Annotated in this window: 19 protein-coding genes and 1 pseudogene; 12 read left to right on the forward strand and 8 right to left on the reverse strand. The window is 63.1% G+C overall.

Annotation, left to right across the window (positions count from 1 at the left end):
* Position 1 precedes the first annotated feature (1 nt).
* Genes P0D80_RS12670 through P0D80_RS12690 form a run of 5 tightly spaced genes read left to right on the forward strand, consistent with a single transcriptional unit; the run spans position 2 to position 5421 of the window.
* Positions 2-1414, forward strand: a complete 1413-nt coding sequence (locus P0D80_RS12670; RefSeq protein ID WP_408178291.1) for an MmgE/PrpD family protein — start codon at positions 2-4, stop codon at positions 1412-1414.
* A gap of 10 nt (positions 1415-1424) precedes the next feature.
* On the forward strand, positions 1425-2588 hold the full coding sequence (locus P0D80_RS12675; RefSeq protein ID WP_408178292.1) for an acyl-CoA dehydrogenase family protein: 1164 nt from the start codon (positions 1425-1427) through the stop codon (positions 2586-2588).
* Positions 2585-3775, forward strand: a complete 1191-nt coding sequence (locus tag P0D80_RS12680; RefSeq protein WP_408284203.1) for a CaiB/BaiF CoA transferase family protein — start codon at positions 2585-2587, stop codon at positions 3773-3775. Before P0D80_RS12675 ends, P0D80_RS12680 begins: the two co-directional genes overlap by 4 nt.
* Before the next feature lie 46 nt (positions 3776-3821).
* A complete protein-coding gene (locus P0D80_RS12685) occupies positions 3822-4574 on the forward strand; it encodes a GntR family transcriptional regulator (protein WP_012431680.1) in 753 nt (250 codons plus the stop codon).
* 34 nt (positions 4575-4608) lie between these two features.
* The gene (locus P0D80_RS12690) at positions 4609-5421 is read left to right on the forward strand and encodes an HpcH/HpaI aldolase/citrate lyase family protein (RefSeq protein ID WP_408284206.1); all 813 of its coding nucleotides are present in this window, start codon (positions 4609-4611) and stop codon (positions 5419-5421) included.
* 13 nt (positions 5422-5434) lie between these two features.
* On the opposite strand, the gene P0D80_RS12695 is transcribed toward P0D80_RS12690, so the two are convergent.
* A complete protein-coding gene (locus tag P0D80_RS12695; protein WP_408178295.1) occupies positions 5435-6235 on the reverse strand; it encodes a bestrophin-like domain in 801 nt (266 codons plus the stop codon).
* 299 nt (positions 6236-6534) lie between these two features.
* On the opposite strand from P0D80_RS12695, the gene P0D80_RS12700 reads away from it, so the two are divergent.
* Positions 6535-8184 (forward strand): methyl-accepting chemotaxis protein, encoded by a 1650-nt coding sequence (locus P0D80_RS12700; protein ID WP_408284208.1) that lies wholly within the window; start codon positions 6535-6537, stop codon positions 8182-8184.
* Positions 8185-8256: 72 nt separating this feature from the next.
* On the opposite strand, the gene P0D80_RS12705 is transcribed toward P0D80_RS12700, so the two are convergent.
* The 7 genes from P0D80_RS12705 to P0D80_RS12735 all read right to left on the reverse strand — a co-directional run bounded on the left by P0D80_RS12705 (position 8257) and on the right by P0D80_RS12735 (position 14922).
* Positions 8257-9066, reverse strand: a complete 810-nt coding sequence (locus P0D80_RS12705; protein WP_132376095.1) for a c-type cytochrome — start codon at positions 9064-9066, stop codon at positions 8257-8259.
* Positions 9063-10688 carry a b(o/a)3-type cytochrome-c oxidase subunit 1 gene (locus P0D80_RS12710; protein WP_132376094.1) on the reverse strand — a complete coding sequence of 542 codons (1626 nt, stop codon included), beginning with the start codon at positions 10686-10688 and terminating at the stop codon, positions 9063-9065. The genes P0D80_RS12705 and P0D80_RS12710 overlap by 4 nt, the downstream gene beginning before the upstream one ends.
* Positions 10675-11247 (reverse strand): cupredoxin domain-containing protein, encoded by a 573-nt coding sequence (locus P0D80_RS12715; protein WP_106282064.1) that lies wholly within the window; start codon positions 11245-11247, stop codon positions 10675-10677. The genes P0D80_RS12710 and P0D80_RS12715 overlap by 14 nt, the downstream gene beginning before the upstream one ends.
* 2 nt (positions 11248-11249) lie before the next feature.
* Complete coding sequence (locus P0D80_RS12720) at positions 11250-11426, reverse strand: hypothetical protein (protein ID WP_165923876.1); 177 nt, start codon at positions 11424-11426, stop codon at positions 11250-11252.
* Between the two features lie 24 nt (positions 11427-11450).
* Entirely contained in the window at positions 11451-12836 is a 1386-nt protein-coding gene (locus P0D80_RS12725) for a c-type cytochrome (protein WP_408178298.1), read from the reverse strand.
* A complete protein-coding gene (locus tag P0D80_RS12730; protein WP_132376092.1) occupies positions 12833-13549 on the reverse strand; it encodes a c-type cytochrome in 717 nt (238 codons plus the stop codon). Before P0D80_RS12730 ends, P0D80_RS12725 begins: the two co-directional genes overlap by 4 nt.
* A gap of 485 nt (positions 13550-14034) precedes the next feature.
* A complete protein-coding gene (locus P0D80_RS12735; protein WP_408178299.1) occupies positions 14035-14922 on the reverse strand; it encodes a LysR family transcriptional regulator in 888 nt (295 codons plus the stop codon).
* A 95-nt stretch (positions 14923-15017) separates the two neighbouring features.
* Here P0D80_RS12735 and P0D80_RS12740 point away from each other — a divergent pair, with 95 nt between their 5' ends.
* The 6 genes and pseudogenes from P0D80_RS12740 (at position 15018) to P0D80_RS12765 (ending at position 24439) form a co-directional block, all read left to right on the forward strand.
* On the forward strand, positions 15018-16334 hold the full coding sequence (locus P0D80_RS12740) for an MFS transporter (RefSeq protein WP_408178300.1): 1317 nt from the start codon (positions 15018-15020) through the stop codon (positions 16332-16334).
* 313 nt (positions 16335-16647) lie between these two features.
* Entirely contained in the window at positions 16648-17352 is a 705-nt protein-coding gene (locus P0D80_RS12745; RefSeq protein WP_408284357.1) for a response regulator, read from the forward strand.
* Between the two features lie 140 nt (positions 17353-17492).
* Positions 17493-18184: pseudogene (locus P0D80_RS12750) on the forward strand (response regulator).
* Between the two features lie 115 nt (positions 18185-18299).
* A complete protein-coding gene (locus P0D80_RS12755) occupies positions 18300-18944 on the forward strand; it encodes a response regulator (protein WP_408178302.1) in 645 nt (214 codons plus the stop codon).
* Between the two features lie 251 nt (positions 18945-19195).
* Positions 19196-19942: an aquaporin Z gene (gene aqpZ, locus P0D80_RS12760; protein ID WP_408178303.1), complete on the forward strand. Its 747-nt coding sequence runs from the start codon at positions 19196-19198 to the stop codon at positions 19940-19942.
* 54 nt (positions 19943-19996) lie between these two features.
* Positions 19997-24439 (forward strand): ATP-binding protein, encoded by a 4443-nt coding sequence (locus P0D80_RS12765; RefSeq protein ID WP_408284216.1) that lies wholly within the window; start codon positions 19997-19999, stop codon positions 24437-24439.
* The last annotated feature ends 331 nt before the right edge of the window (positions 24440-24770 follow it).

Genomic DNA, 24770 nt, shown 5'->3' on the forward strand with positions numbered 1-24770 from the left:
CATGACTTCACTCGAATCCTCCGTCACGCTGTCCGATCAGTACGCGCGCTTCGGCTTGGGCCTGCAATTGCGCGACGTGCCGCGCGCCGTGCAGACGCGCGCCAAGCATCTGATTCTCGACGCTGTCGGCATTGCGTTCGCGTCGCGTGGTTATCCGTATGCGGATGTCTCGCTCGCTGCTTTCTCCGAGCTCGGCAGCGGTGCCTCGCCGGTGATCGGTTACGGCCGGCGGCTCGCCTTGCGCGACTCGGCGATGATGAACGGCGTGCTGATTCACGGACTCGACTTCGACGACACGCATTCACGCGGCGTCATTCACTCGACCACCAGCGCATTGCCGTGCGTGCTCGCGCTCGCCGACCGTGACGGGCTGAGCGGCGCGGACTTGCTGGCTGCGTACATCGTCGCAATGGAAGTGTCGACGCGCGTGGCATCGGCGGCCAAGGGCGGATTCCACGACGCCGGGTTTCATCCGACGGGTCTAGTCGGCGCGTTCGGTTGCGCGGTTGCCGCGTCGCGTTTGCTGCAACTCGACGAAGCCCGCATAGCGCACGCACAAGGCATCGTTCTGTCGATGGCGGCCGGCAGCCTCGAATTCCTCGAAGACGGCGCGTGGACCAAGCGCGCCCATCCCGGTTTCGCGGCGGCCTCGGGCATCACCGCCGCGACGCTCGCGAAGCACGGGTTCACCGGGCCGCGTTTGGCCTACGAAGGGCGCTTCGGTTTATACGCTAGCCACCTCGGCAAGCCGCTCGACGTGGCTGATCGTGAACTCGCCACAGAAGGCCTCGGCAGTACGTGGCAGATCGACGAAGTCGCAATCAAACCGCTGCCGGCGTGTCACTTCACGCATGCAGTCGCCGACGCGGCGATCGCGCTGCATCGCGAGCATCGCTTCTCGGCAGAAAAGCTCGATTCGATCCGACATGTGGTCGCCAAAGTACCACGCGGCACGGTCGAGATCGTATGCGAACCGGTCGACGCGAAGCGCAAACCGGTAACTGCCTACGACGCGCAATTCAGTGTGCCGTACATCGTCGCCACCGCATTGCTCAAAGGCCGCTTCACGCTCGACGAACTCGAACCTGCCGCGCTTGCCGATCCGGCGGTTTTGGCGCTCGCCAAAAAAGTCGATTACGAAATCGACCCCGACACGACATTCCCGCGCCACTACACCGGCGAGGTCGTGGTGGAACGCAGCGACGGCTCGCGCGTCGCGCATCGCGAGGCGATCAATCGCGGTTGCGCGGATCGGCCCGTCAGCAACGACGACATCGTCGCCAAGTTCTACGCGAACGCGCAGCGCAGCGTCTCGCGCAGCACCGCCGAACAGATTGCCCAAGCCGTATTGCAACTCGACGAACGGCCGGCCCGCGCGTTCGCGGACACGCTTGCCGGACACACCGCATCCTAAGGACGTCATCATGACCGCAACCGAACTCGACACGCTGGAAAACGATCAACTGATTCTCGACATGCTGGACCGCTTTCTCGAAACCGAGGTGCGTCCTTACGTCCACAAGTTCGATCACGACGATATCTACCCGGCGGAGATCGTCGAGAAGATGAAGGAGATGGGCCTATTCGGCTGCATCATCGATCCCGAGTATGGCGGGTTGGGTCTGTCGACCCGGACCTACGCGCAGATCATCGCGCGCATCTCGCGGGTGTGGATGTCGGTGAGCGGCATCATCAATTCGCATCTGATTCTCGCGATGCTGGTGCAACGCAACGGCACGCCCGAGCAGAAAAGCAAATATCTGCCGAAGTTCGCCACTGGCGAATGGCGCGGCGGCATCGGTCTCACCGAGCCCGATTGTGGCACCGATCTGCAGGCCATTCGCACGAGCGCCAAACGCGTCGGCGACGAGTACGTCGTGAACGGCAACAAGACGTGGATCACCAACAGCAAGCACGGTAACACGCTGGCGCTGTTGGTGAAGACGGATACGACCGCGCAGCCGCGTCATCGTGGGATGAGTTTGTTGCTGGTGCAGAAAGGGCCGGGGTTCGAGGTCAGCCGGCAACTCGAAAAGCTCGGCTACAAAGGCATCGATACCTGCGAGTTGTCGTTCAACGACTATCACGTATCGACGGATGCATTGATTGGCGGCGTGGAAGGAAAAGGCCTGCAGCAGATACTCGGCGGGCTCGAACTCGGCCGCATCAATGTCGCGGCGCGCGGTGTCGGCGTGGCCCAAGCCGCGCTCGATGAATCGGTCAGCTACTCGCAGCAGCGCAAAACTTTCGGCAAGCCGATCTGCGAGCACCAGGCGATCCAGTTGAAGCTCGGCGAAATGGCGACGCGCGTCGAAGCGGGCCGCCTGCTGGTCGACGCCGCCGCGAAGAAGTACGACCGCGGCGAGCGCTGCGACATGGAAGCGGGTATGGCGAAATACTTCGCGACCGAAGCCGCGTTGGAAAACAGCATTGAGGCCATGCGCATTCACGGTGCGTACGGCTATTCGAAGGAATACAACGTCGAGCGCCTGTATCGCGACGCACCGCTTCTCACAATCGGCGAAGGCACTAACGAGATGCAACGGATCATCATCGCCAAACAGTTGATCGAAAGGAGTCCGGTATGAGTTTGCCCCTTTCCGGTGTGCGCGTGCTCGCCATCGAACAATATGGCGCCGGGCCTTTCGCCACCCAGCATCTCGCGGACCTCGGCGCGGAGATCATCAAGATCGAGCATCCGAGCAATGGCGGCGACGTCGGCCGCGCGGTCGGCCCATATTTCTTCGGCGAAGGCGACAGTCACTTCTTCGAAGCCTTCAATCGCAACAAGTGCAGTATGACGCTCGACCTGAAGAAGCCCGAAGCGCGCGCGGTGCTGCTGGACCTCGTCGCGAAGAGCGACGCCGTGTTCAACAATCTGCGCGGCGATCTGCCAGCGAAACTCGGGCTCACTTACGCGCAGCTTTGCGAGGCGAATCCGAAGATCGTGTGCGGGCATCTGTCCGCGTACGGACGCAGCGGCAGCCGCGCGGCATGGCCGGGCTACGACTATCTGATGCAAGCCGAGGCCGGCTATCTGTCGGTCACGGGCGAGCCTGATAGCCCGCCGGCGCGCTTCGGCTTGTCGATCATCGACTTGATGACCGGCACGACCGCGGCGATGGCGCTCCTCGCCGGTCTCGTGGATGCGAAGACCTCGGGCAAAGGACGCGATATCGACGTGAGTCTCTTCGACGTCGCGCTGCATAACCTCGCCTATGTCGCGACGTGGTATCTGAACGGCGGCGTGGTGACGGGGCGCGAGAACCGCTCGTCGCATCCGTCGCTCACGCCGAGTCAGTTGTACAAGACGCAGGACGGCTGGATCTTCCTGATGTGCAACAAAGAGAAGTTCTGGGGCGTGCTCGCCGAAGTGATCGACAAACCATCGTGGGTAACCGATCCGCGCTTTTGCAACTTCCAGGCGCGCCTCGCGAATCGCGAGCTGGTGCAGACCGAACTCGACGCAGTACTCTCGACCGCCACTACGGCGCAATGGCTCGAACGCTTCGGCGGCCGCGTGCCGGCCGCGCCGGTGTTCAACGTCAAGGAGGCGCTGGAGAATCCCTTCGTCGCCGAACGCGAATGCGTGGTGGATGCCGAGCACCCGCGCTTTGGCAAGGTACGCGGCGTGGCCGCGCCGGTGCGGATCGACGAGCCCCTGCCGACGCGCGCCGCGCCGGATCTCGGGCAGGACACGCAGCGTTTGCTCGACGAACTGGGCTACGGCGCGGAAAGGATCGCTTTGCTGAGGGAGGCGGGTGTGGTGCAATAAGGCCGGGCGGGCAACCGTCCGCCCTTTCACTTTTTTGCACATCCAGATGGCCACGACAGTCCTCGGGCAACAGCCGCGCTACATGCAACTGGCACAGACGCTCCTGAACGAGATTCAGGGCGGGCAGTTTCCCATCGGCACGTTGCTGCCGACCGAGTTCGAGCTGTGCGAGCAGTTCGGCGCGAGCCGCTTCACGGTGCGGCAGGCGATCAAGCAACTCGAGCAGCGTGGTCTGGTGGACCGGCGGCCCGGCATCGGCACCCGCGTGAAAGCCACGCAAAGCGAGACCGCGTACCGTCAGGTGATGGAGCGCCTGAGCGATCTGCACCGTTATACGACCGACACGGAATTGGAGATCGCGTCGACGCAGACTGTCGAGATCGACGACCCGGATCTGATCGAGCGGCTCGGCGCAAAGCCGGGCGAAACCTGGCTGCTGGCCGAGGGCATTCGCCTGTCGCCGGAGAGTGTCGAACCGATCTGCCACACCGAGGTGTATATCCACCCCGCGTTTCGCTCATTGACGGGCCTGAGTGGCCGGACGCACGTGCCGATCTACACGATGATCGAAAAGCAGTTCGGTGAGCAGATCGCCGAAGTGCAGCAGGAAATCCGCGCGGTCGCGTTGCCGGCGAAGCTGGCGCAGCGTTTGAACGCGAAGCCGCGCTCGCCCGCGCTGTGGTTGTGCCGCCGCTATCTGAACCGGCGCGCGCAGGTGGTCGAGCTGACCATCAGCGTGCATCCGGCGGATCGCTACAGCTATTCCGAAACGTTTCAACGCGACTGGCACGCGAACTAGCATCATCGCGAAGCGTGCCGTTCAGGAGAACAGGATGGACGCACGCAGTTATCTGTTCGTGCCGGGCGACCGCCCCGAGCGCTTCACGAAGGCGCTCGACAGCGGCGCCGACGCGGTGGTGATCGATCTCGAAGACGCGGTCGCGCCGGCGGCCAAGCAAGCCGCGCGCGAGGGCCTGCAACGCTGGCTGTCGACCGCGGACCCTGCGCGGCTGATGGTCCGCGTGAATGCGGTGGGCACGCTGTGGCATGTCGACGACGTCGACATGGTGCGCGCGTCCGGCGTTTCCGCGATGATGCTGCCGAAGTCGGACAGCGCGCAGCAACTCGCCGATGTCGCCGCGCGGCTGCCGTCGCGGATCCGAATCGTGGCGCTCATCGAAACCGTGGCGGGCGTGGTGGCGATGCGGGAGATTGCCGGCGCGCCGTCGGTCATGCGGCTTGCCTTCGGCACGGTGGATTTTTGCGGCGATGCCGGCATCGAAGGACTCGGCGTCGAACTGGACTACGTGCGCTCGCAGATGGTGATCGAATCGCGCTATGCGGGCCTGCCCGCGCCGATCGACGGGGTGACGCTGGAACTCGACATTCTCGCGCGCCTGACCGGGCATGTGGCCACTGCGCGGCGCTTCGGGTTTGGCGGCAAGCTGTGCATTCATCCGAGACAGGTGGAACCGGTCAACAGCGGCTTCGCACCCAGCGAGGACGAACGCCGCTGGGCGGCGCGCGTCTTGGCGGCTTCTCGCGAGCATCCGGAAGGGGCGTTCGCGGTGGATGGCAAACTGGTCGACCGGCCGGTCATCGAGCGGGCGAAGCGGATTGCGGAGTTCGACGCGCGCATCCGGTGATGCTGTGCGGTGCTCACCGTCTCAAATGGTCCAGAGCATCCCGCATAGGCGCACTGGAGATGACAATCGGGCCCGTAAACGGCGTATCCAGATCGACGATCACATAGATTGCCGAAGCAATCGACACCGCGCCCAGCGAAATCGTGACCAGCGCCAGCGCGTTGCGCGGCGCGATCAAGCCGAAACTTAGAAAGATTACGCCCAGCCAGAACGTCAATGTCGTGAGGAAAGGTCGGGAAATGGAACTGTGCGCTTCCTCGATGAGCTTCCACCGCGCATCCACGACGCGGCGGTATTGCTTCAACCCATCGTCGAGCGCGCGCTGTTGTAACGGGTCGCGCGCCCGCAGCGTCCGCAACTCTCGGCCCACGGCGGTCAGCATGTCGCCGAGCCGCACACTCTCCAGTTTCTGCGAGTTGTCCTGCGATCCGATGTCTTTCGGATAGTCGCCGGTGGGCGGTGTTTCGCCAGGCCACGTCGATGCGATCGCCGCCGCGGTGTACCGGTGCAACAACTGCCGGGCCGGCTCGGTTTCCGTGCCGTATTCGCGCAGCGTCGTGTCGAATTCGATCAGATCGGCCGCGTAGGTGCGCAAATCATTCGAGGCGGTGTCGAAGCTGGATTTCGCGGACGCCGTCATCAAGCCGAGTACCAGCGCGGCGAACGTCACCAGCATGCCGATCACCAGTTGGATTAACTGCACCGTCTCATGCGCCTTGTGCTCTTCGGGCAGCAGCGGGCGCACGCACACGCCGGCTCCGGTCGCGGCGAGCAATAGAGCGAAAACCAGCAGAGCCGAGCTCACTTCCGACATCGCAATGCTCCGTAGACACATCCTCGACACTTTCCATCAACCGCCGCCCGCCGAGAACCCGGGTAGTCCCGCAACGCCCGGCATGAATCACCCTTCATATGCGCTCGTATGTTGATGTATCGCAAGCACATGCGCCATCAACCATAAAGTTTTTCGTTATTAAGCCGTAGTCCTTATATGTGGCGTTCGCTTAAATTTATACAAGAGTTGCGGACCTGGCCGAACGGGCTTGGGCGCAGCACGCGTGGCCGAGGCTTTCACTGAACATTCGGTCAGGCAGCCCAACGGAGACAAGCCCGATGTTGAAAAATCTGTCGATTCGCACCTGCCTTACCCTGATGATCCTGTTCTTCGGCGTCGTGCTGCTGTTCGGCGCCGCCGCCGGCTTGCTGTCGCTGCGATCGAGCAACGCTTCGCTGCAACAGATGTACACCGTCGATACGCCGGCTGTCGCCGACCTCGAAGGCAGCGCCGGACAGTTGCTGCGCCTGCGCCTCGCGCTGGCGACGTACGCATCGCTCGTCGATCTGAACGACCAGGACGGCGCGAATGCCGTGCTCAAGCGTTTTGATCAGTACCAGAAAGCTTCCAATGACCGTCTTGCCCACTATGTGAGCCGCGCGAGCGCGGACGCCGACGAACAGCGCCTCATCAAGGACATGCAGGACAAGCGCGACACCTTCCTGCACGAAGGCGTCGATCCGGCTCTCGCCGCGCTCAAGTCCGCCGACAAGACGACGTTCCAGCAATTGCAGGCGCACAAGCTGCCGTCGCTCTACAGCGCGTACGAAAAGGCGATGCTCGCGCTCGAACAGTTGCAGCTCGATCACGGCGCGCAACGCTATCAGGACGCGCAAGATCTGTTCTATGCGATCTGCATCGCGGTGGCGATCGGCATCGTCGCGTCGCTGCTGGGAGCGTGGATCGGCCGCGCGGTGCTGGTGCGCGCGATCGTCCGTCCGGTCGACGCCACCATCGCGCAGTTTCAGCGCATCGCCAACGGCGACCTGACCGGCCAGATCGTCGTGGCCAGCAACAACGAAATGGGCCGTCTCGCGGCCGCGTTGCGCAAGATGCAGGAATCGCTGATCACGACGGTGAACTCCGTGCGTCAAGGCACGGAATCCATCGACACCGGCGTGAGCGAGATTGCCGCGGGCAACACCGATCTGTCGCAACGTACCGAGGAACAGGCCGCGTCGCTCGAAGAAACGGCGGCGAGCATCGAACAGCTCACCTCGACGGTCAAGCAGACGGCGGACAACGCGAAACAGGCCAGCTCGCTCGCGCAGGGCGCATCCACGCTTGCGGCACAAGGCGGCGATCTGACGGAGCAGGTGGTGGGCACGATGCATGGCATCGTCGACGACTCGCGGCGGATTGCCGACATTGTCGGCGTGATCGAAGGCATCGCGTTTCAGACCAATATTCTGGCGCTGAACGCGGCAGTCGAAGCCGCGCGCGCCGGTGAGCAGGGCCGCGGTTTCGCAGTGGTGGCGAGCGAAGTGCGCTCGCTCGCGCAACGCAGCGCGGCAGCGGCCAAGGAGATCAAGGGCTTGATCGACGAGTCGACCGCGCGGGTGCAGGCTGGCTCGCAACTGGTTCAACGCTCGGGCTCGACAATGACCGAGATCGTGGACGCGATTGCGCGTGTGAGTTCGATCATGGGTGAAATCGCGGCGGCCGCGCTCGAGCAGAGTACGGGCATCGATCAGGTCAATCTCGCGGTCGCGCAGATGGACGAGGTGACGCAGCAAAACGCCGCGCTGGTGGAGCAGGCCGCGGCGGCCGCGAGTTCGCTGGAAGAGCAGGCGCGGCGGCTGACGTCCGCGGTGTCGGTGTTCCAGACTGGGAGCGGTGCGGCGTCTTCGTCTTCGTTTGCCGGGCGGCGTAGCGGTTCGATTGCCGCACCGAAGACGGCCGATGCCAACGGGTTTGCAACGGCTTGATATCGGCGGATGTTTCGCACGGTGGCGTGCTGACTCTTCGGGACAAACGGCGCCGCGCTGACAAAGCGGCCGCTACTGCATGGCCGCATAGTATTTGGCGACGCTGTCGATCTCGGCCGGCGTCATTTGCCGCGCCACGTTGCGCATCTGCTCATTGATGTCGTTATGCCGCGCGCCGGAAGCAAAGGCGCGCATCTGCGCCGCGAGATAAATCGACGACTGTCCGCCCAGCCACGGCGCCGCGCCCTTGCGATCGAGTTGCCCGTGACAGGCGGCGCAAGGCGCGATATTGCGCTGCGGATCGCCCTGCATGGCAAGCTTCACCGCATTCGCATCCGGTCCCACGCCTGTGGGCAGCGTCTCCGCCGCGGGCGCTCTCGGCAGCGACGCGTAGTAAGCCGCCAGATCGTGCAGATCCTGATCGCTGCGCGCGGCGATGATCGGTTGCATGATCGCGTTCTGACGCACACCGTTCTGGTAGTCGCGCAACTCTTTATAGATCACGTCGGCATATTGCCCGGCCAACGCGGGCGCCGTCACCTGCACCGTGCCGAGTACGCCGTGACACATCGAGCAATTTTGCGTCGCGATCGTCGCGCCGCGGCCAATCGAATTCGCGTCGGCTCGCGCGCGCCGTAACGGCGGCAAGACCACCACGTCGCTAGGCGCCGGACCAGTGAGATTGGCGCCGCCGTACCAGCTCGACGGCGCACCGGCAGCGCTGCAGATCGTCGCCCACAAGCCGCGTCCGGCGAACGCGCTGTTCGCCGAAGGCAGCCAGATGAAGCCGATCAGTATCGATACGACGGCAATCGCAATGATGCCGCCCACGCTCACCGTGAACCAAGGGTTGCGCAAGCTGAAGACGCGTTCCTGATTCATCGCTGCGCTCCGACGACGACTGCCGGCACGGACGTCTGCGGCAATCTGAGCAACTGTACGATCGGCACACTGTAGTTGACGACTGTGAGTCCGATCATCAGCGCCACCCATAACCCGAAGCTATTGAGCGCGGCCGGCACGCGCACCACCGGCTGCGCCGCGCTCGCAAAGCGGAAGCTTTGTTGCTCAACCACCGGACCGAATTGCGACTTCGCCAGGATGTAGATGAACAGCACGCCGGACACCACGAGGATCAATCCGCCGACCGCCGACATGCCGACCCAGAACGCCTGCGACTGCAAGCCGAGAGCGTTGTAATCGTAATAGGCCATGCGGCGCGGCGCACCGAGCAGGCCGACGTAGTGCCACGGCAGCGTCACCACCATCATGCCGATGAACCATAGCCACAGTTGCCAGCGCACCAGCTTCACCGATGCGATCGCGCGGCCAGTCAGTTGCGGCCACAGTTCATAGGCGATCGCGAAGTACATGATGACGATCGCGCCACCGAAGATCAGATGGAAGTGCCCCGTTACCCACTGGGTGTTGTGCACGGTGGAGTTCAACTGGTAACTCATGTTGATCAATCCACCCGCGCCGCCGAGACCGAGCATTACGAACGAAAACGCGATCACGAGCATCATCGGGTTCTGCCAGGGCAGGGCGGTGAGCCAGCCGAACGCGCCCTTGCCGCCGCGCAATCTGCCGGCGATTTCGACCGACGCGCAAATCGTGAACACCGTCAGCAGCGTCGGCACCGACACCATGCCGGTGAACACCGCATGCAGGAACTTGAAGCCGGAGCCGACCTGCGGATCGGCGAACAGATGGTGGATGCCGATCGGCATCGCGAAGACGAGGAACAGGATGAACGACACGCGCGCCATCGAATCGCTATAGAGCCGTCCGCCGATCGCGCGCGGTACCAGCGTGTAGTAGGCGATATAAGCGGGAATCAGCCAGAAATAGACGATCGCGTGCAGCGTCCACGAGAACAGGATGCGCGAGAGGCCGGCGTCGATCGTGTTGGTGAGGCCGAACGCGACTGGCAGGATCTGGAACAGGATCTCCAGCGCCGCGCCGACGGCGGTCCATGCCCACAGATACGCGCCCGCCACGTTGGCGAACATCGCGAGCGGAACCGGCTTGCCGGGATTGGCGCGCTTCCAGATGCGCAGGTTCACGTGCATCAGCGCGACCCAGATCCACGAGCCGACCACCACCAGCACCACGCCGAGGTAATAGAACGGACTACCGATCATCGGCGGATAGAAGGTATAGAGCACCGACGCCTGGCCGAGCGCCACCGGCACCATCGCCATCACCGCGCCGACCGCCAGCATGATGAACGCAGCCCATGCCCATTTGAGACCGACGAGACGCTGCGCGAGCGCGAGTTCGACGATCGCGTAGCCGAAGCCCATCGACACCAGCGTGGGCAGTACGTACGCCATCACCGAGCCGTGCGCGGTCACCGAACGATAGTAGAGCTCGGGGTCGCCGACCCATGGCACGAGCGGGCTGCGCACCAGCATCTGCCAGGCGCCGAGCAGCAGCGCGATCAGAAACGCAATGAAGGCGAGCCAGAAATGCGCGAGAACGAGTCGCTTAGCGTGAAACACAGCTCAGCCTCCGTGATTGTCGGGCTTGCTCGAAGAAGGTGGCTTTGTCGATGACTTTCACGTGCGCCCACATGGTCTGGTGGCCGAAGCCGCAGAACTCGTGGCACGGCATGGTGTGATCGGCGGGCGCGTCGAAACGCGTATTGAGCGTGGCGACATAGCCGGGCACGACCATCGTGTTGATGTTGGTGTCGGTGACGAGCAGGCCGTGCACGACATCGGCGCTGGTGGTGCGGATCGTGATCGGCGTGTCGGCGGGCACCAGCAGACATTGCGGCGTGAACGAGTACTGCTGCGCGATGAAGCGCACCACCACCGAGCCGTCCGGTTCGACCGCGCTGCCGAGATTGTCTTCGACGAATTCGCCGGACAGTTGCAGGCGCGACGGATCGATTGTCTCGACGCGCGAGGGCGGCATCATCGCCCAATGCAGCCCGGAGAAGACGATGACCGCCAGCATCAGCACGATCAGCGCGACGGCGAAGATGGCCCAGCGTCGCTCGGCGCGTAGCGCGACCGCGTGGCCGCCGCCCGGTTGATGATTGGAATCGGTCGACATGATCAGTGAACGACGCCGCGCGGCAGAAACACGACGAAGTAGAAGCCGAACCAGATCGCCATCACGATCAGCGTGGCGACACCGGCCACGGCGATCGCGCCATGCGGGCCGGCCGCGACGACGCGTTCCACTTCGTCATCCGTAGGCGGGGTCGCGCTGCGGGTATCGTTCGCTTCCATCTAGAAGTTCTCCAGTGCGGCGCTTCAGTGCAGCGGCGCCTTGCGCAACTCGTTGACCTCGCGGGATGTCACGGGCTGGCCGTGATTACCCCACGCAGTGCGGATATAGGTGACCACGGCAGCGGCGTCGGTGTCGTTCAGTTCCTGGCCGAAAGGCGGCATGCCGTACGGTTCCGGATTGCGCATGGTGCCCGGCGGAAATCCGCCGTTGAGCACGATGCGGATCGGGTTGACCGCGGAGTCCATTTCGATCGACTGGTTGCCCGCGAGCGGCGGGTAATGCTGCAACTTTCCTTCGCCCTTCGCGCCGTGGCAGAGCGCGCACTTGTCGGCGTAGATTTTTTCGCCGAGCGCGAACACGTTGGTGTTGGTCGGCGCAGACGGCCCGGACTTGCGGCCGCTCTTGTCCGGCAAGGTCTTCAGATAGACGGCCATTGCCTTGACGTCTTCTTCCGTCATGTACTGGAGGCTGTGATACGTGACCTCGGCCATCGGACCGTACACGGCGCCGCGATCGGAAATGCCCGCTTGCAGCAGATCGACGATGTCCTTGATGCTCCAGTCGCCGAGGCCGCCGTCCTTGTCCGAGGTCAGCGACGGCGCGTACCAGTTCTGCACCGGAATCAGGCCGCCCGCGAACTGCTCGCTCTGCGACGAGCCGCCGAGCATGTTGATCTTGGTGTGGCACATGGTGCAGTGCCCGAGCCCTTCGACCAGATATGCGCCGCGGTTCCATTCGACCGATTTGGTCGGATCGGGTTGGAACTCGCCCTCGCGGAAATACAGCGTGCGCCAGCCGTACAGCAGCTTGCGCTGGTTGAACGGGAAGCGCAGCGTGTGTTTGTGATTCGGCTCACGTACCGGTGCGACCGTCTTCAGATAGGCGAAGATCGCATCCGAGTCTTCGCGCGTGACCTTCGTGTATTGCGCGATCGGCATCGCAGGGTAGATCAGTGTGCCGTCCGGCGTGCGGCCGGTGCGCATCATGTTGAAGAACGCCTCCTGACTCCAGGTGCCGATGCCGTACTGGGCGTCCGGTGTGATGTTCGGCGAATACAGCGTGCCGAACGGCGTTTCCATCGCGAGACCGCCGGCGAACAGTTTGCCGCGCGGCGCCGTGTGACAAGCAACGCAGTCGCCGGCGCGCGCCAGATACTCGCCGCGTTTGACGATGTCGGGGCGCGTGTCGGCGCCCGGCGCGGACGCCGTGCTGGTTTCAGCGGCGCGTGCTTCGGCGATCAGCAGCGGCGTGGGCGATGCGTGCAGAAGCGCGGCGCTGCCGGCCACGATCAGGCCGCCAATCAACAGACTGGATACGAGCGACGCCGGCACGCGAAGGCGCTTCATCGTGAGGATCAAAGCGGCGCGCACTGCGCGGAAGTAGCCCAAAGTGCGAAGTGTCGGCTTCATTGCGGTTGGCTCCCGCAGGCGAGAGGCAGCCGCTCCGTGGACGCCGGCGCGGGCCGCGGATCGGCCGGACGTGGTTGGCGCGCGAGCCAGCTCGATACCGCGGTGATGTCCTTGTCGGTCAGCTTGACCGCGATCGAGTGCATGCAGTCCGGCGCGAGCGCGTGCCGCGTGCCCGAGCGCCAGGTGCCCATCTGCCCGGCGATATAACTCGCGTGCAGACCGAGCAGGCCGGGAATGCCCGGCTGCGTGCCGGTCATCCGCGCACCGTGGCACGCGATGCACGCCGGTATCTTGCGGGCCGGGTCGCCCTGTGTGACGAGGCGCTGTCCGGCGGCGAGCACGGCGGGTGCGACGTTGCTTTGATCGGCGTTGGGGTAGGGCGGTTGCAGATCGGCGAAATACTGGCTGATCTTGCGCAGATAGTCGTCGGGCAGGAAGGCGAGGAGGTAACCCATCGGCGGATAGGTGCGGCCGCCGTCGCGGAACGCGGTCAACTGATTGAACAGGTAGTCGGCCGGTTTGCCGGCAATCCGCGGAAAGTAATCGTTGTTCAGGCCCTGGCCCTGCACGCCATGACATGAGGTGCAGGCGCGCACGCGCTCGTCCATGGCCGAGGGCATGGCGCCGGACGCCTCGGTGGCGGCAAGCGCCGCACCGCTCCACATGACGTAAAGCACAAACAGAACCGACGATCCGATAGTTCGACGATGCACGCCAGGCCTCGATTGGGAACGTTCTTTGTTCTCGATTATCTCTCGCGCATTCTCAGGTGGATTCGCTTATGAAGCCGACGGATGACGCATGTCAACTCTGCCGGTTTTTCTTGTGTAACGACTGCAAGAACAGCAAATCGAAACGGACTTATTCTGGATGGCGAGTGATGATTCGCTACGGCGATGCGATTGCTTTGCTAAAACGATGATCGGCCTGAATGCGCCGGCGGGTGGCGGTTTCGGGCTGCGGGAATTGACGCTTGAAACGTTCAGCAGCGTGTACGAGGTTGCAGGAAATTAGTCGACGCGTCAATAGCAAACAAAAGCTCATTCGACGGGACACCTGATCATGATAGGCGTCGACCAGGGCGCTTTCAACATTTCCATTGCGAATCGTCTCGTGTGTCGACGCTATCGCGCGAATGTGATCTTTTGATGATCAGCCTCGGGCTTCCATGAGACGGCGTGAGCCCATCTTCCATGAGTCAACTGAAGAGCCGCATCAAGGCCGTGCGAGCGTTGCTGACAAGTTCGGTTTCGCCGATTCGCCCAGGCAAGAGATGAAATTCCACGGCGGGCAACGCGGGCAAACCGACGCTTGCCGGACAGGCCACGACACCGCCGCCAATCGACGATTCGTTCAGGCAGGAAATACCGAGCCCGGCCTTCAGCGCGAGTTGCAGGCCGGCGACGCCGGAAGCGGAATGCGACACCACATACGGTACCTTGTGCTCGTCCAGCAGCTTCACGACGAAACGCTGCAACTGGCAGCTCGACGGCAGCAATACGAGTGGATAGGGCGTGGCCGGCCGTGGACTTGAATCGGCCGCGCTGACCCACAGCAGTTTCTCGCGGCGCACAACCGTGCTTTGCGCGCCGGTGCGCCGGCTCGCGGCGCGCGTGTTGTCCATGACGAGCCGCAGCGAGAGACCGATGTCGAACGACGCATCGTCGCCCGCATTGCTGTCGATCACCGCGCTCGGCAGCACGGTGACGTGCAGCTTCAGACGTGGGTGCTGTTCCGAGAACGTCTTGAGAATGCGCGCGATGTCGTGCGGGCGGTAGTAGTCCGTGATGGCGATGCGCAACTCGCCGTCGAGCGAGCGGCCTTGCAGGTCTTCGAACGCGGCTTCGCTCATCGCGATGATGCGCCGCGCGTGCTCGAGCAGCCGGCTGCCGGCGGGCGTGGCGCTCACGCCCTGCTTGCTGCGCACGAAAAGCGGCTGGCCGGCGCGCTCCTCCAGTTTCTTCAACTGTTCGCTGACCGAGGACTGCGACAGGAACACGCGCTCGGCGCCCGCCGAGACGCTGCCCGATTCGGCGACGGCGACGAAGGTCCGTAACTGCGTCAGGTCAAATCCGCGTTGGCTCATGATTCGGTATATCCGATGGAAGTCATCTGCTTTTCCGGCTTTTCCGATGGAAGCCTCAGCCGTAGGATACCCCCAGATTCTTTGCGGAGGGTGTCATGGGAAGCGAATCAATTGCGGGCTTAGGGTTATCCGGCGGCCGAACGGCAAGTCATCGGTGGAAGGTGCTTGGAGTCGGGTTCGCCGCCAACGCGAGTTTTTCGGCGGCGTTCTCGGGGATTCCGACGACGGCGGTGTTCTTGCGCTCCGGCTATCACCTGGGCAATGACGGGCTAGGCCTCGTGCTTGGCATGCTCGGCCTCGGCATCGCGGTCAGCGAATTGCCGTGGGGGCTGCTGACCGACCGCTGGGGCGACCGGCGCGTCTTGCTGCTCGGACTGCTCTCGACCGCGGCCGCGCTGGCCGGTCTGGCGCTGTTCGTCGTGCCGTCCGGTGCGCACGTACCGAGCGTGACGATGCTCGCGCTCGGCCTGTTGCTGGTGGGGTTGCTCGGCGGCAGCGTCAACGGATCGAGCGGCCGCGCGGTGATGGCCTGGTTTCGTGAGGGTGAGCGCGGCCTGGCCATGAGTATTCGCCAGACCGCGGTGCCCGCGGGCGGCGGCCTTGGCGCATTGCTGCTGCCGGTGCTCGCGTCGCGTTTCGGCTTTGCGAGCGCCTATACCGTGCTGGCGCTAGCGTGCGCGATCACCGCGGTGTTCGCGTGGCGCTGGTTGCACGAACCTTCCCATATCGAGGCGGACGGCGCGCGTGAGGTGCGCGACACGGCGGCTGCGAGCGGCGTGCCCGCCAGGGTCTCACCGTTGCGCGACATCGGCATCTGGCGCGTGGCGCTCGGCGCCGGCGCGCTGTGCGTGCCACAACTCGCCGTTGTGACGTTCGGCACGGTGTTTCTTCACGATTTCAGCCGCGCCGGCGTGCTGGCGATCAGCGTGACCATGGCCGCGGTGCAAACGGGTGCCGCGATCGCGCGGGTCTGGAGCGGCGGTTGGACTGACCGGCGCGGCAATCGCCGGGCTTACATGCGCGCCTGTAGTCTGCTGACCGCGGTGCTGTTCGCATCGCTCGCGTTGCTGACGGGCCTCGTCGGCATGCATCACGCGGCGATGACCGCGGTATTCGCGCTGACGGTCGTGGTGGGCGGCGTGAGCGCGTCGGCATGGCACGGCGTGGCCTTCACGGAACTCGCCACGCTGGCAGGGACGAGCCGCGCGGGCACCGCGCTGGCGATCGGCAACACCTGTGTGTTTCTTACGCTGTTCCTGACGCCGCTGGCGATTCCGCCGCTGTTGTCGGTCGGTTCGTGGCCGATGGTGTGGGCCGTGGCCAGCGTGTGCGCATTGATCGCGTTGCCGGTGTTTCCTCGTGCCGCGCGTGAGGGCAAGGTGAGCGCGGCGCGCGCTTGCGATGCAACTTGATATGGATCACGGTGCCCGTTGTCGACGATGCTGCGGGCGATACGGCGCGCCGTGCCGAAACTTCTGCGATGAATGGTCGAGTCGTTGAGTTTCCGCCGAAAATGCGCCGCTCGAGAAACTCGAAAATATCCATTCCGCGTAATTATGTTTTCTATTTCTAATCAATCCGCAATGGACTATTAGTTTCTCTGCAGGATTCGGAGCGCTCCGATTTTCGTGAAGTTGTGGCGGTGATTTTATGGGCGCCTTGGCACATTGAGCGTTGCCGAGGGGCCGTTAAAGCATGCGCAGAGTGGTTCAGATTTTTCTGCGTATGCGCATTCACTCCTACAACAAACGAGAGACAATCCCAGTGAATCTTCGAATTATCCTGGCGGACGATCATCCCTTCGTTATCCTTGGCATCCGCGCCGCACTGGAAATGCATGCCGGCGTGACTGTCGTCGACGAGGCGACGAATCCCTTTTCGCTAATAGAACGCCTGCGGAGCACGCCCTGCGATGTGCTCGTCACCGATCTCGCGATGCCGGAACACTCATTGGCCATCGACGACGGCCTGAACCTCGTGCGACGAATCCGAACCGACTGGCCGCAATTGCGCGTCGTGGTGATGACAACTCTGGCAAACGCCGCGATTCTTCGCGCGATAGTGTCGGACGGCGCCGTGAGCATGGTCGGCAAGGCGGAGTCGATGGACGAGCTCTGGCAAGCGATTCTCGCAGCTCGGCACGGAGAAACCTACCTCGGCCGTTCCATCATCGAAGCGCTGGCGCAACCACAGGATCCCGAGTGCGAACAACCGCCGGCGCCACGTTTAACGGGCAAACAGGCCGCAGTCGTCAGGCTGCTGGTAAGTGGCCAGTCGATATCGGACATTGCTGCGGTGCTCGGCTGCGATCGTCGCACGGTCACGCGGCAAAAACGCGAAGCGATGGCCAAACTCGGTGTCACCAACGATCCCGGTCTTTTCTCTTATGTGCGCGCTTATGGGATTCTTAATTTTGAATCGCATATCTAAGCAATTTACTTTTTGAATTGACTGAGGTTGTTTCGGACCGATCTTATGTTTATTCTCGCGAAAATATTTAATCATCGTGATAGGAGCAGGGTTGACGAAAGAGGGCGGCAATCATTCAAGGTACGGAGGAGAAGTAGAAGATGCGCGACACCGCTGAGGTAAGCACACCCGTTCGCGCGATCATCGCGGACGATCATCCACTGGTGCTGCTGGCAATCGAAAACCTGATAAGCGGCTATCCGAATATGGAGATCGTCGGCCGTGCAGCCGACGCCACCGAACTCTTCGCAGAAGTCGATCGCGGTTCATGCGACCTCGTGCTCATGGACCTCTACATGCCGGGCGGTTCGGATGGCAGCGGACTGGAAGTCGTCAGGCAGTTCAAGACGCGCTACCCCGACATCGCGCTCGTCGTGCTCACCATGGAAACCGAGGCGGCCGAACTTCAAAAGTCATTTCGCTCGGCGTCGAGGGACTGGTGAGCAAGCGGGACCGGATCGACCTGATCCATGTGGCCGTCATCACGGCGCTGGCACGCGAGTGCTATGTCGGGCCGGCGGTGCGCGCATTGATCGCCGACGCATCGGCGACCCAGCGGCTCGATTACGTCCGGAAGATTCTCTCGCGCCGCGAACTCGAAGTGTTCACCCAATATGCGTCAGGGTATGGCGTGACCGAGATCGCCGCGCGTCTGGAACGCAGCGTCAAAACGATCAGCGCGCAGAAGTGCACGGCTATGCGCAAGCTGGCCCTGCACAGCGACGCGGAACTGTTTCGCTTCGCCGTCGAGTACGGTGTGATTCCTGAGGAGCGCGTGCCGAAGCGACAATGAGCCGGCGATAAGTCGGCCACGTGTCGCGCCGTCGCGCGACGAATAGAAGATGTATTGGCATCGCCCGGGGACGCACATCCTGTGCAGGGCATACCAATCGATAAGACAATAGAAAATGAGACAGAAGATCCGCGTCATCATCGCAGACGATCACGACTGCGTTCGCGTCGGCGTCAAGCGCGTGTTGCAAGCCGCGCCGCACATCGAATGTGTCGGCGAGGCGGCCGACACTCACGGACTGGCGGAATTACTCGACGCCTGCGCGTGCGACGTCGTCGTTTCCGATATCAACATGCCCGGCATTCATGGCGGCAGCAACGCGGTGTCGTTTCTGCGCCGTCTGTTGCGGGGCCAGTCGCGTCCTTGCGTCGTCGTCCTCACCATGATCTGCCACGCTCACATGCTGTCCGGTCTTCTGCATATCGGCGTGGGCGGCATCGTCGATAAACGCGAGACCGTCACGGCGTTGATCGATGCGATCGAGGCAGCGTTTGCCGGGCGCGTCTATCTGTCGCAACACGCGCGTGTCGCGATGGAGGCGGCCGACACGCCGCTGCAGTTGCGCGCCGGCATGCTGAGCGCGCGCGAGTGGGAAGTCTTTCAGCTTTATGTGCAAGGCCTTGCCGTCCATGAAATCGCGGTACGTTTGCAGCGCAGCGGCAAGACCATCAGTACCCAGAAACGTAGTGCGATGCGCAAGCTCGGGCTGGAAACGGAAGCTGACCTGATCGGCTATGCGCGGCAGATCGGATTGGCCTGACAGCTGGCGAGCAATATTGCATTGCGCCGTCGGCGGATGATTTTGGCGAACCAGAAATTTAGGAGTCTTCTGATTGGTTGCGGGACGTTGGCGTCTCATAGTTCTGAATTCACTACGGCTTTATTCCGTACTCTCCTGACGAAATCGATCATTTCGTCAAGCTGAGCGATTCCCGGGCCGAGAGAATTCAGGCAGATGTCTGATGGCAATCGTGCGATGCCGTCTGCCTGGGAGCAGAATCAGGAGGCGGCATGGATGCGTTAGGTAAGCGGTTGTTGGTCGAGGGTGTTGGAACGGCGTGGCTGGTGTTCGTCGGCTGCGGCAGCATTGTGTTGAACGTCGGTGCGGTCCAGCAGGCAGGTGGCGTGCTGGAGGTGGCGTTGGCGTTCGGTCTCGCGCTCGCCACGGCCACTTACTGTTTCGGCGGCGTGTCCGGCGGTCATTTCAATCCCGCTGTCACAGTGGGCTTCACCGTCGCGCAACGTTTTCCGGTCAGGGATCTGCTTCCCTACATTGCCTCGCAGATTCTCGGCGCGATCGTGGCCGCTGCGCTACTCCTTTACGTGGCGGGCGGCCGTCCCGGGTTCGATCTGGGCGCGAGCGAGTTCGCGGCAAATGGCTTCGGCGACCATTCTCCTGCCGACTATCAGATGCATTCAGCGCTGGCCATCGAGTTCGTGCTGTCCTTCGGCTTCGTCATGGCCAGCCTGCTGATCGCCCGCCGGCAAGACATGGCGTCGATCGCGCCGCTGGTCGTCGGCGCCTGTCTGGTGCTGGTCTATCTCGTGTCGATTCCGGTTACCAATGGTTCGGTGAATCCCGCCCGCTCCACGGCCCAGGCATTGCTCGTCGGCGATTGGGCGCTGGACCAGCTGTGGTTGTTCTGGGCTGCGCCTCTGTCAGGCGGGGTCATGGCCGGTGCGCTGTTCTCGTTTCTGCACGGCAAGGCCGACCACGCTGCCGCGACGCTCGCCGGCGGGCGTGGCGAAGTTGCCTGAACGTCGCCGGGTGCCATTACCGTGTCTGCCGTCAATTTCATGCCAGGCGTTGCAATGAGGCGTGCGCTTGAACGCCTCTCGCTGGGTCTGCTCGCAGGGCTCTTATTTTTCGCCGCACAAACAACAGCGTTTGCTCAATCGTTCGACAATCGCTCGAACACTGAGGTTGTTGCCAGTTTCCCCGCGAAACTGACCGTCGGCGTGCTCGCCAACAGTTGGCTGCCGTTCGACGCTCTGCAAGACGGACAGCTCACCGGCATGAGTGTCGACTATCTGCGCGCCCTCGTCGGGCCGAACGTCGTCATCGAAGCCAAGGCGTTCCCGGACCTGCCGCAACTGCTTGTCGCAGCATGCGCCGGAAATGTCGATCTGCTGATGAGCTTTGCCCGCACGCCCGAGCGCGAGCGGTGCTTGAGTTTCACCGCGCCTTATTTCCGCTCTTCCACGTCTGTCGTGGTACGCCGGGACAGTAACAGTTATGGAAGTCCCGCCCAGTTGGCGGGAGCGCGTATCGCGCTGGAGAAAGGTTTTGCGCTCGAGCGTGTGACACGCGAACGCTTCCCACACGCCCAGATCACCACGTTCACCGCGACGCACGCCGCACTCGCCGCAGTTATTCAGGGCGACGCCGATGTTTATCTCGGCTCCACTGCTGTCGTGCAATATGCATTGTCCACCGACGAGTTTCGCGGCTTGCGAGTGGCCTTCGAGGAGAACAGCAAAACCTCCAATTTGCGCTTCGCGGTGCCCCGCAAACAGACTGCATTGCGGGACCAGCTCGACCAGGCGCTCGCGTCGATGAACCCGGCCGACGAAGTGGCGATTCGCATGCGCTGGCTATCCGGCAACTTCGACGCGAAGCCTGTGCCCGCCGCGCCGAGTCTCGCGCTGACGCCGCAAGAGCAGGCCTGGCTTCGTTCGCTGCCACCATTGCAGGTTGGTTTCGATAATCGCTGGCCGCCCTTCAGCTACGTCGACAACTCCGGCCGACCTGCGGGCATCGCCGCCGATTATCTGACGTATCTGAGCCGCACTCTAGGCGTCGTCTTCAACCGCGCCCAAACCGCCGATTGGCCTGCCACGATCGAAGCTTTCCAGCGCGGCGAACTGGCAATTCTCGCCACAGCTTCCAGTCACGATCCACGCCTCACGAAGGCGCGGCATACCAGCGCATACGAGAGCTATCCGCTGGTGATCGTCGGGCGTGAGGACGAACCGGCCGCTCGCTCGCTGAACGATTTCGCGTCGCGCCGCATCGTCGTTTCGTCGCATGTCGCCGGTTCGGTCACGCTCGCATTCCAGCGAATTCCGGCGGACCACGTCGCGGTCGCGCCCAGTCTCGACGACGCGCTCAAGATGGTGGAGTCCGGCGAGGCGGACGTTCTGGTGGGCAACGTGGCCGCCGTGGATATCCTGCTCAAGCAACGGTACGACGGCGTCCTCAAGATCCTCGGCACGGTGGGCGACTCCGACGCGCTCGACTTCGCTGTGCGCCCCGACCTGAGCCCGCTCGCTGGGCTGATCGACCGTGCGCTGCTGGCTATGCCGCCCGCGGAAAAGCAGCGCATCCGGCAGAAATGGGTCACCGGCAACGCGCCGGAGTCGGGCATGTGGAGCGTGACCGCGGTGCGTCTGCTGCCGGTGCTGATCGGCATCGGCGTCGCGCTGCTGATTACCTTGCGCGCCTATCTGTTGCTGCAGCGGGAAGTCAGGCTGCGCAAGAAAACCGAGCGTGAACTGGAACTGCAACTGAACTTCCAGGAAACCTTGATGAAGACGGTGCCCTATCCGCTCGTCGCCAAGGACCTCGATGGCCGGTATATCGCCGTCAACGAGGCCTATGAGCAAGCCTGCGGGTTGGGCCGCGAGGCGATCATCGGACGAAGCACCATCGAAGTGCGGACATGGGGCGAGGCCAATAGCCGCATCCTGGACGACATTACACGCGAGATGCTGAACGGCGGCGAGACTGCGGAGGTGGAGTTGCAGTTCGAGCGCAGCGCGGGCAATGTGCGGCATGGTCTTTTCTGGACCCGCATCTGCCGCGGCAGTGACGGTCAGCCCGTTTGCGTGCTCGGCACGGTGGTCGATATCACCGATATCCGGCGCGCCGAAATGCTCGCGCGCGAAACCGAGCGGCGCCTCTTCGACGTGACGCGATCGCTGCCGGCAGTGGTGTTTCAACTGCGCCGCACTGCGGATGGCGTGTATTCGTTTCCGTATATCGGCGGCGACACGCGTCATCTGCTGGGCGTGCGAGACGGTTCGCAGAGCAGCAGCGATCACGTCGATTTCCAGCGCGTGTGCGAAGAGGATAGGGCGTTCGTGCTGGCTGAACTCGAGCGCTCGGCGCACTGCGAAACGCCGGTGGACATGGAGTTCCGTTTCGCAGGCGATGAGGACATCAAGTGGGCGCGTGCCGAATTGGTACCGCATCGCGAATCGGATGGCAGCGTCGTCTGGAGCGGCTACTGGGTGGACGCCAGCGTGGAGCACGCGCGCTCCGACGAGCTTGCGCGCGCGCGTGACCTGGCCGAAGCGGCCTCGCGCGCCAAGGACGACTTCTTCGCCATGATGAGCCATGAAATCCGCACGCCAATGAATGGCGTGCTCGGTCTCGTGGAAGTGTTGGAGCGCACGCCGCTCAACGCGGACCAAGGCGAAATGCTGGGCATGATCCACGAGTCGGCCGGCGCGTTGCTGCAGATTCTCGACGACTTGCTCGACTATTCGAAAATCGAAGCGGGACGGCTGACCGTCGAGGCCGAATCCATCGACATACGTGACCTGGTGGACAACGCTGTCGGCCTGTTGGCCGGCCGCGCCCATGAAAAGGGTCTCAAAGTGCGCGTGGATGTCGGCTCGGACGTCGCCGCCACGCTGCGCGGCGATAGCGTCCGATTGCGGCAGATTCTCATTAACCTGCTCGGCAATGCCATCAAGTTTACGCCGCAAGGCGAGGTCGACGTGTGCGTGTCGGTCGTCGCGCAGAGCGACGGCATTCAGACGCTCGAAATGATCGTCGAGGACACCGGCATCGGCATCGCGCCGGAGGTGCAGGCCAAGCTCTTCGAGCCGTTCGTGCAGGCGGAATCGTCCACCACGCGCCGGTTCGGCGGCACGGGCCTTGGCTTGACGATCTGCCGCAAGCTGATCGACCTCATGAACGGCTCGCTCACGTTGCACAGCGAACCGGGTAGCGGCACGCGCATGACCGTGCGGCTTGCCATGCCGATCGAGACTCAGCACTATTCCGTGAACGGCTTGCGTGGCAAGCGCGGAATCGTGGCAACCGGCGACGCGCGTATCGCCCAGGCGCTGATGCACTTCGGCGAAGCGCTCGGCCTCGAATTGCGCCGCGTTTCCCCTGACGCACCCGAACTGCACGATCGCGCCGCACTGGCCGACGTGGATTTGCTGTTCGTGAATGAAGACGTGGACTTGCCCGCGGACATCAGGCCGCGCACGCGTGTCATCTGTCTGACCGAAAAGCCGAAGCCGACGGGCTACCGCATTCTCGACGACAACGTGCGCGTCAGCATCAATCCCATTTCGTGGCGCGGCCTCGGCGCCGCGTGCGCCGCCGCGATGACCGGGCTGCCGTCGGTGACGCCGCGATCGGCAGGTATCTCGCGTACGCCCGAGGGCGCCACTTCGCCTCCGGACCGCGAGCGGGCCATCGCCAGTGGCCGGCTGATCCTCGTCGCTGAAGATCATCCGGTCAATCAGGAGTTGATTCGTCACCAGCTCGCGTTGCTCGGCTTCGCGTGCGACGTCACGAACGATGGCGCCGAGGCGCTGGCCGCGCTGGAACATACGAGCTACGGGTGTCTGATCACGGATTGCCACATGCCAAAGGTGTCCGGTTACGAACTCACGCGGCGCATTCGTGAAAGCGAGCAGGGCGGCGCTTATCGCCTGCCCATTCTGGGTATCACGGCGAACACCGCGCCCGAAGACCTGAATCTGTGCCGCGACGCCGGCATGGACGACAGCCTCGTGAAGCCGACACGGCTCGCCACGCTGCGTGATTATCTGAGCCGTTGGTTCGGCACCGACAGCGCGTGGCAAGCCGCGCCTTCGGAGGCCGTCAACACGCCGGCAGTCGCAGTGCCGGATGTTCATGGTGGCGCCGAGCCGTTCGTCCCGGTCGATCTCGGGCACATGACGCAACTGTGGGGTAGTGAATCGACCGTCAAGGCGTTGCTCGACTCGTTCGTGTCGTCCGTTCGCGAGGATGTGCTGTCCTTGTCGCCGTTGCTCGAGCGCGTGGAGACGGAGCGGATCGAGGTGGACCGCGTGCGCGAGTGGCTTCATCGCGTGGCGGGGGCGGCGAGCGTCCTGCAATATCCACCGCTGCTCAAGGCACTTGAAGACTATCGCCGCGAAATCACGGTCAAGCCGCCGGAACGGGTGCGCGACGATGGGATGGTTTTAATCGACAAGTGCAATGCCATGCTGGACGGAATCGAACAGCAGGCCGCGTTGCTCGTATAAAAAACCGCTTTCGCAGATGCGACCGCATCAAAGCGCTACAGCGCCTGTGTGAGCGGGGGCGCGACAAAAAGACGAAAAAAAACGCGGCCGAAGCCGCGTTAAAGATTTGGAGACTTCCCTCGATGAAGGAGTCACTTCTCGCAAGAAGAAGCATAACCGGGATATTGCCGGTCATTCATTACAAAATGCGCAATTAACTGTTTGAGGAAATCGATTAAAACGCCGTCGAGGCGCTTTCGGATCGATATCGCAAGCCCGTTTGTGCGTCGGAAAAACGCCCGGGATCACTACGGACAACTACAAAGTGCCACGCGTTTCGGTTGCCTCGAAG

This window comes from Paraburkholderia sp. RL17-373-BIF-A (genome assembly GCF_046030175.1).
In the GTDB taxonomy this organism is placed as follows: domain Bacteria; phylum Pseudomonadota; class Gammaproteobacteria; order Burkholderiales; family Burkholderiaceae; genus Paraburkholderia.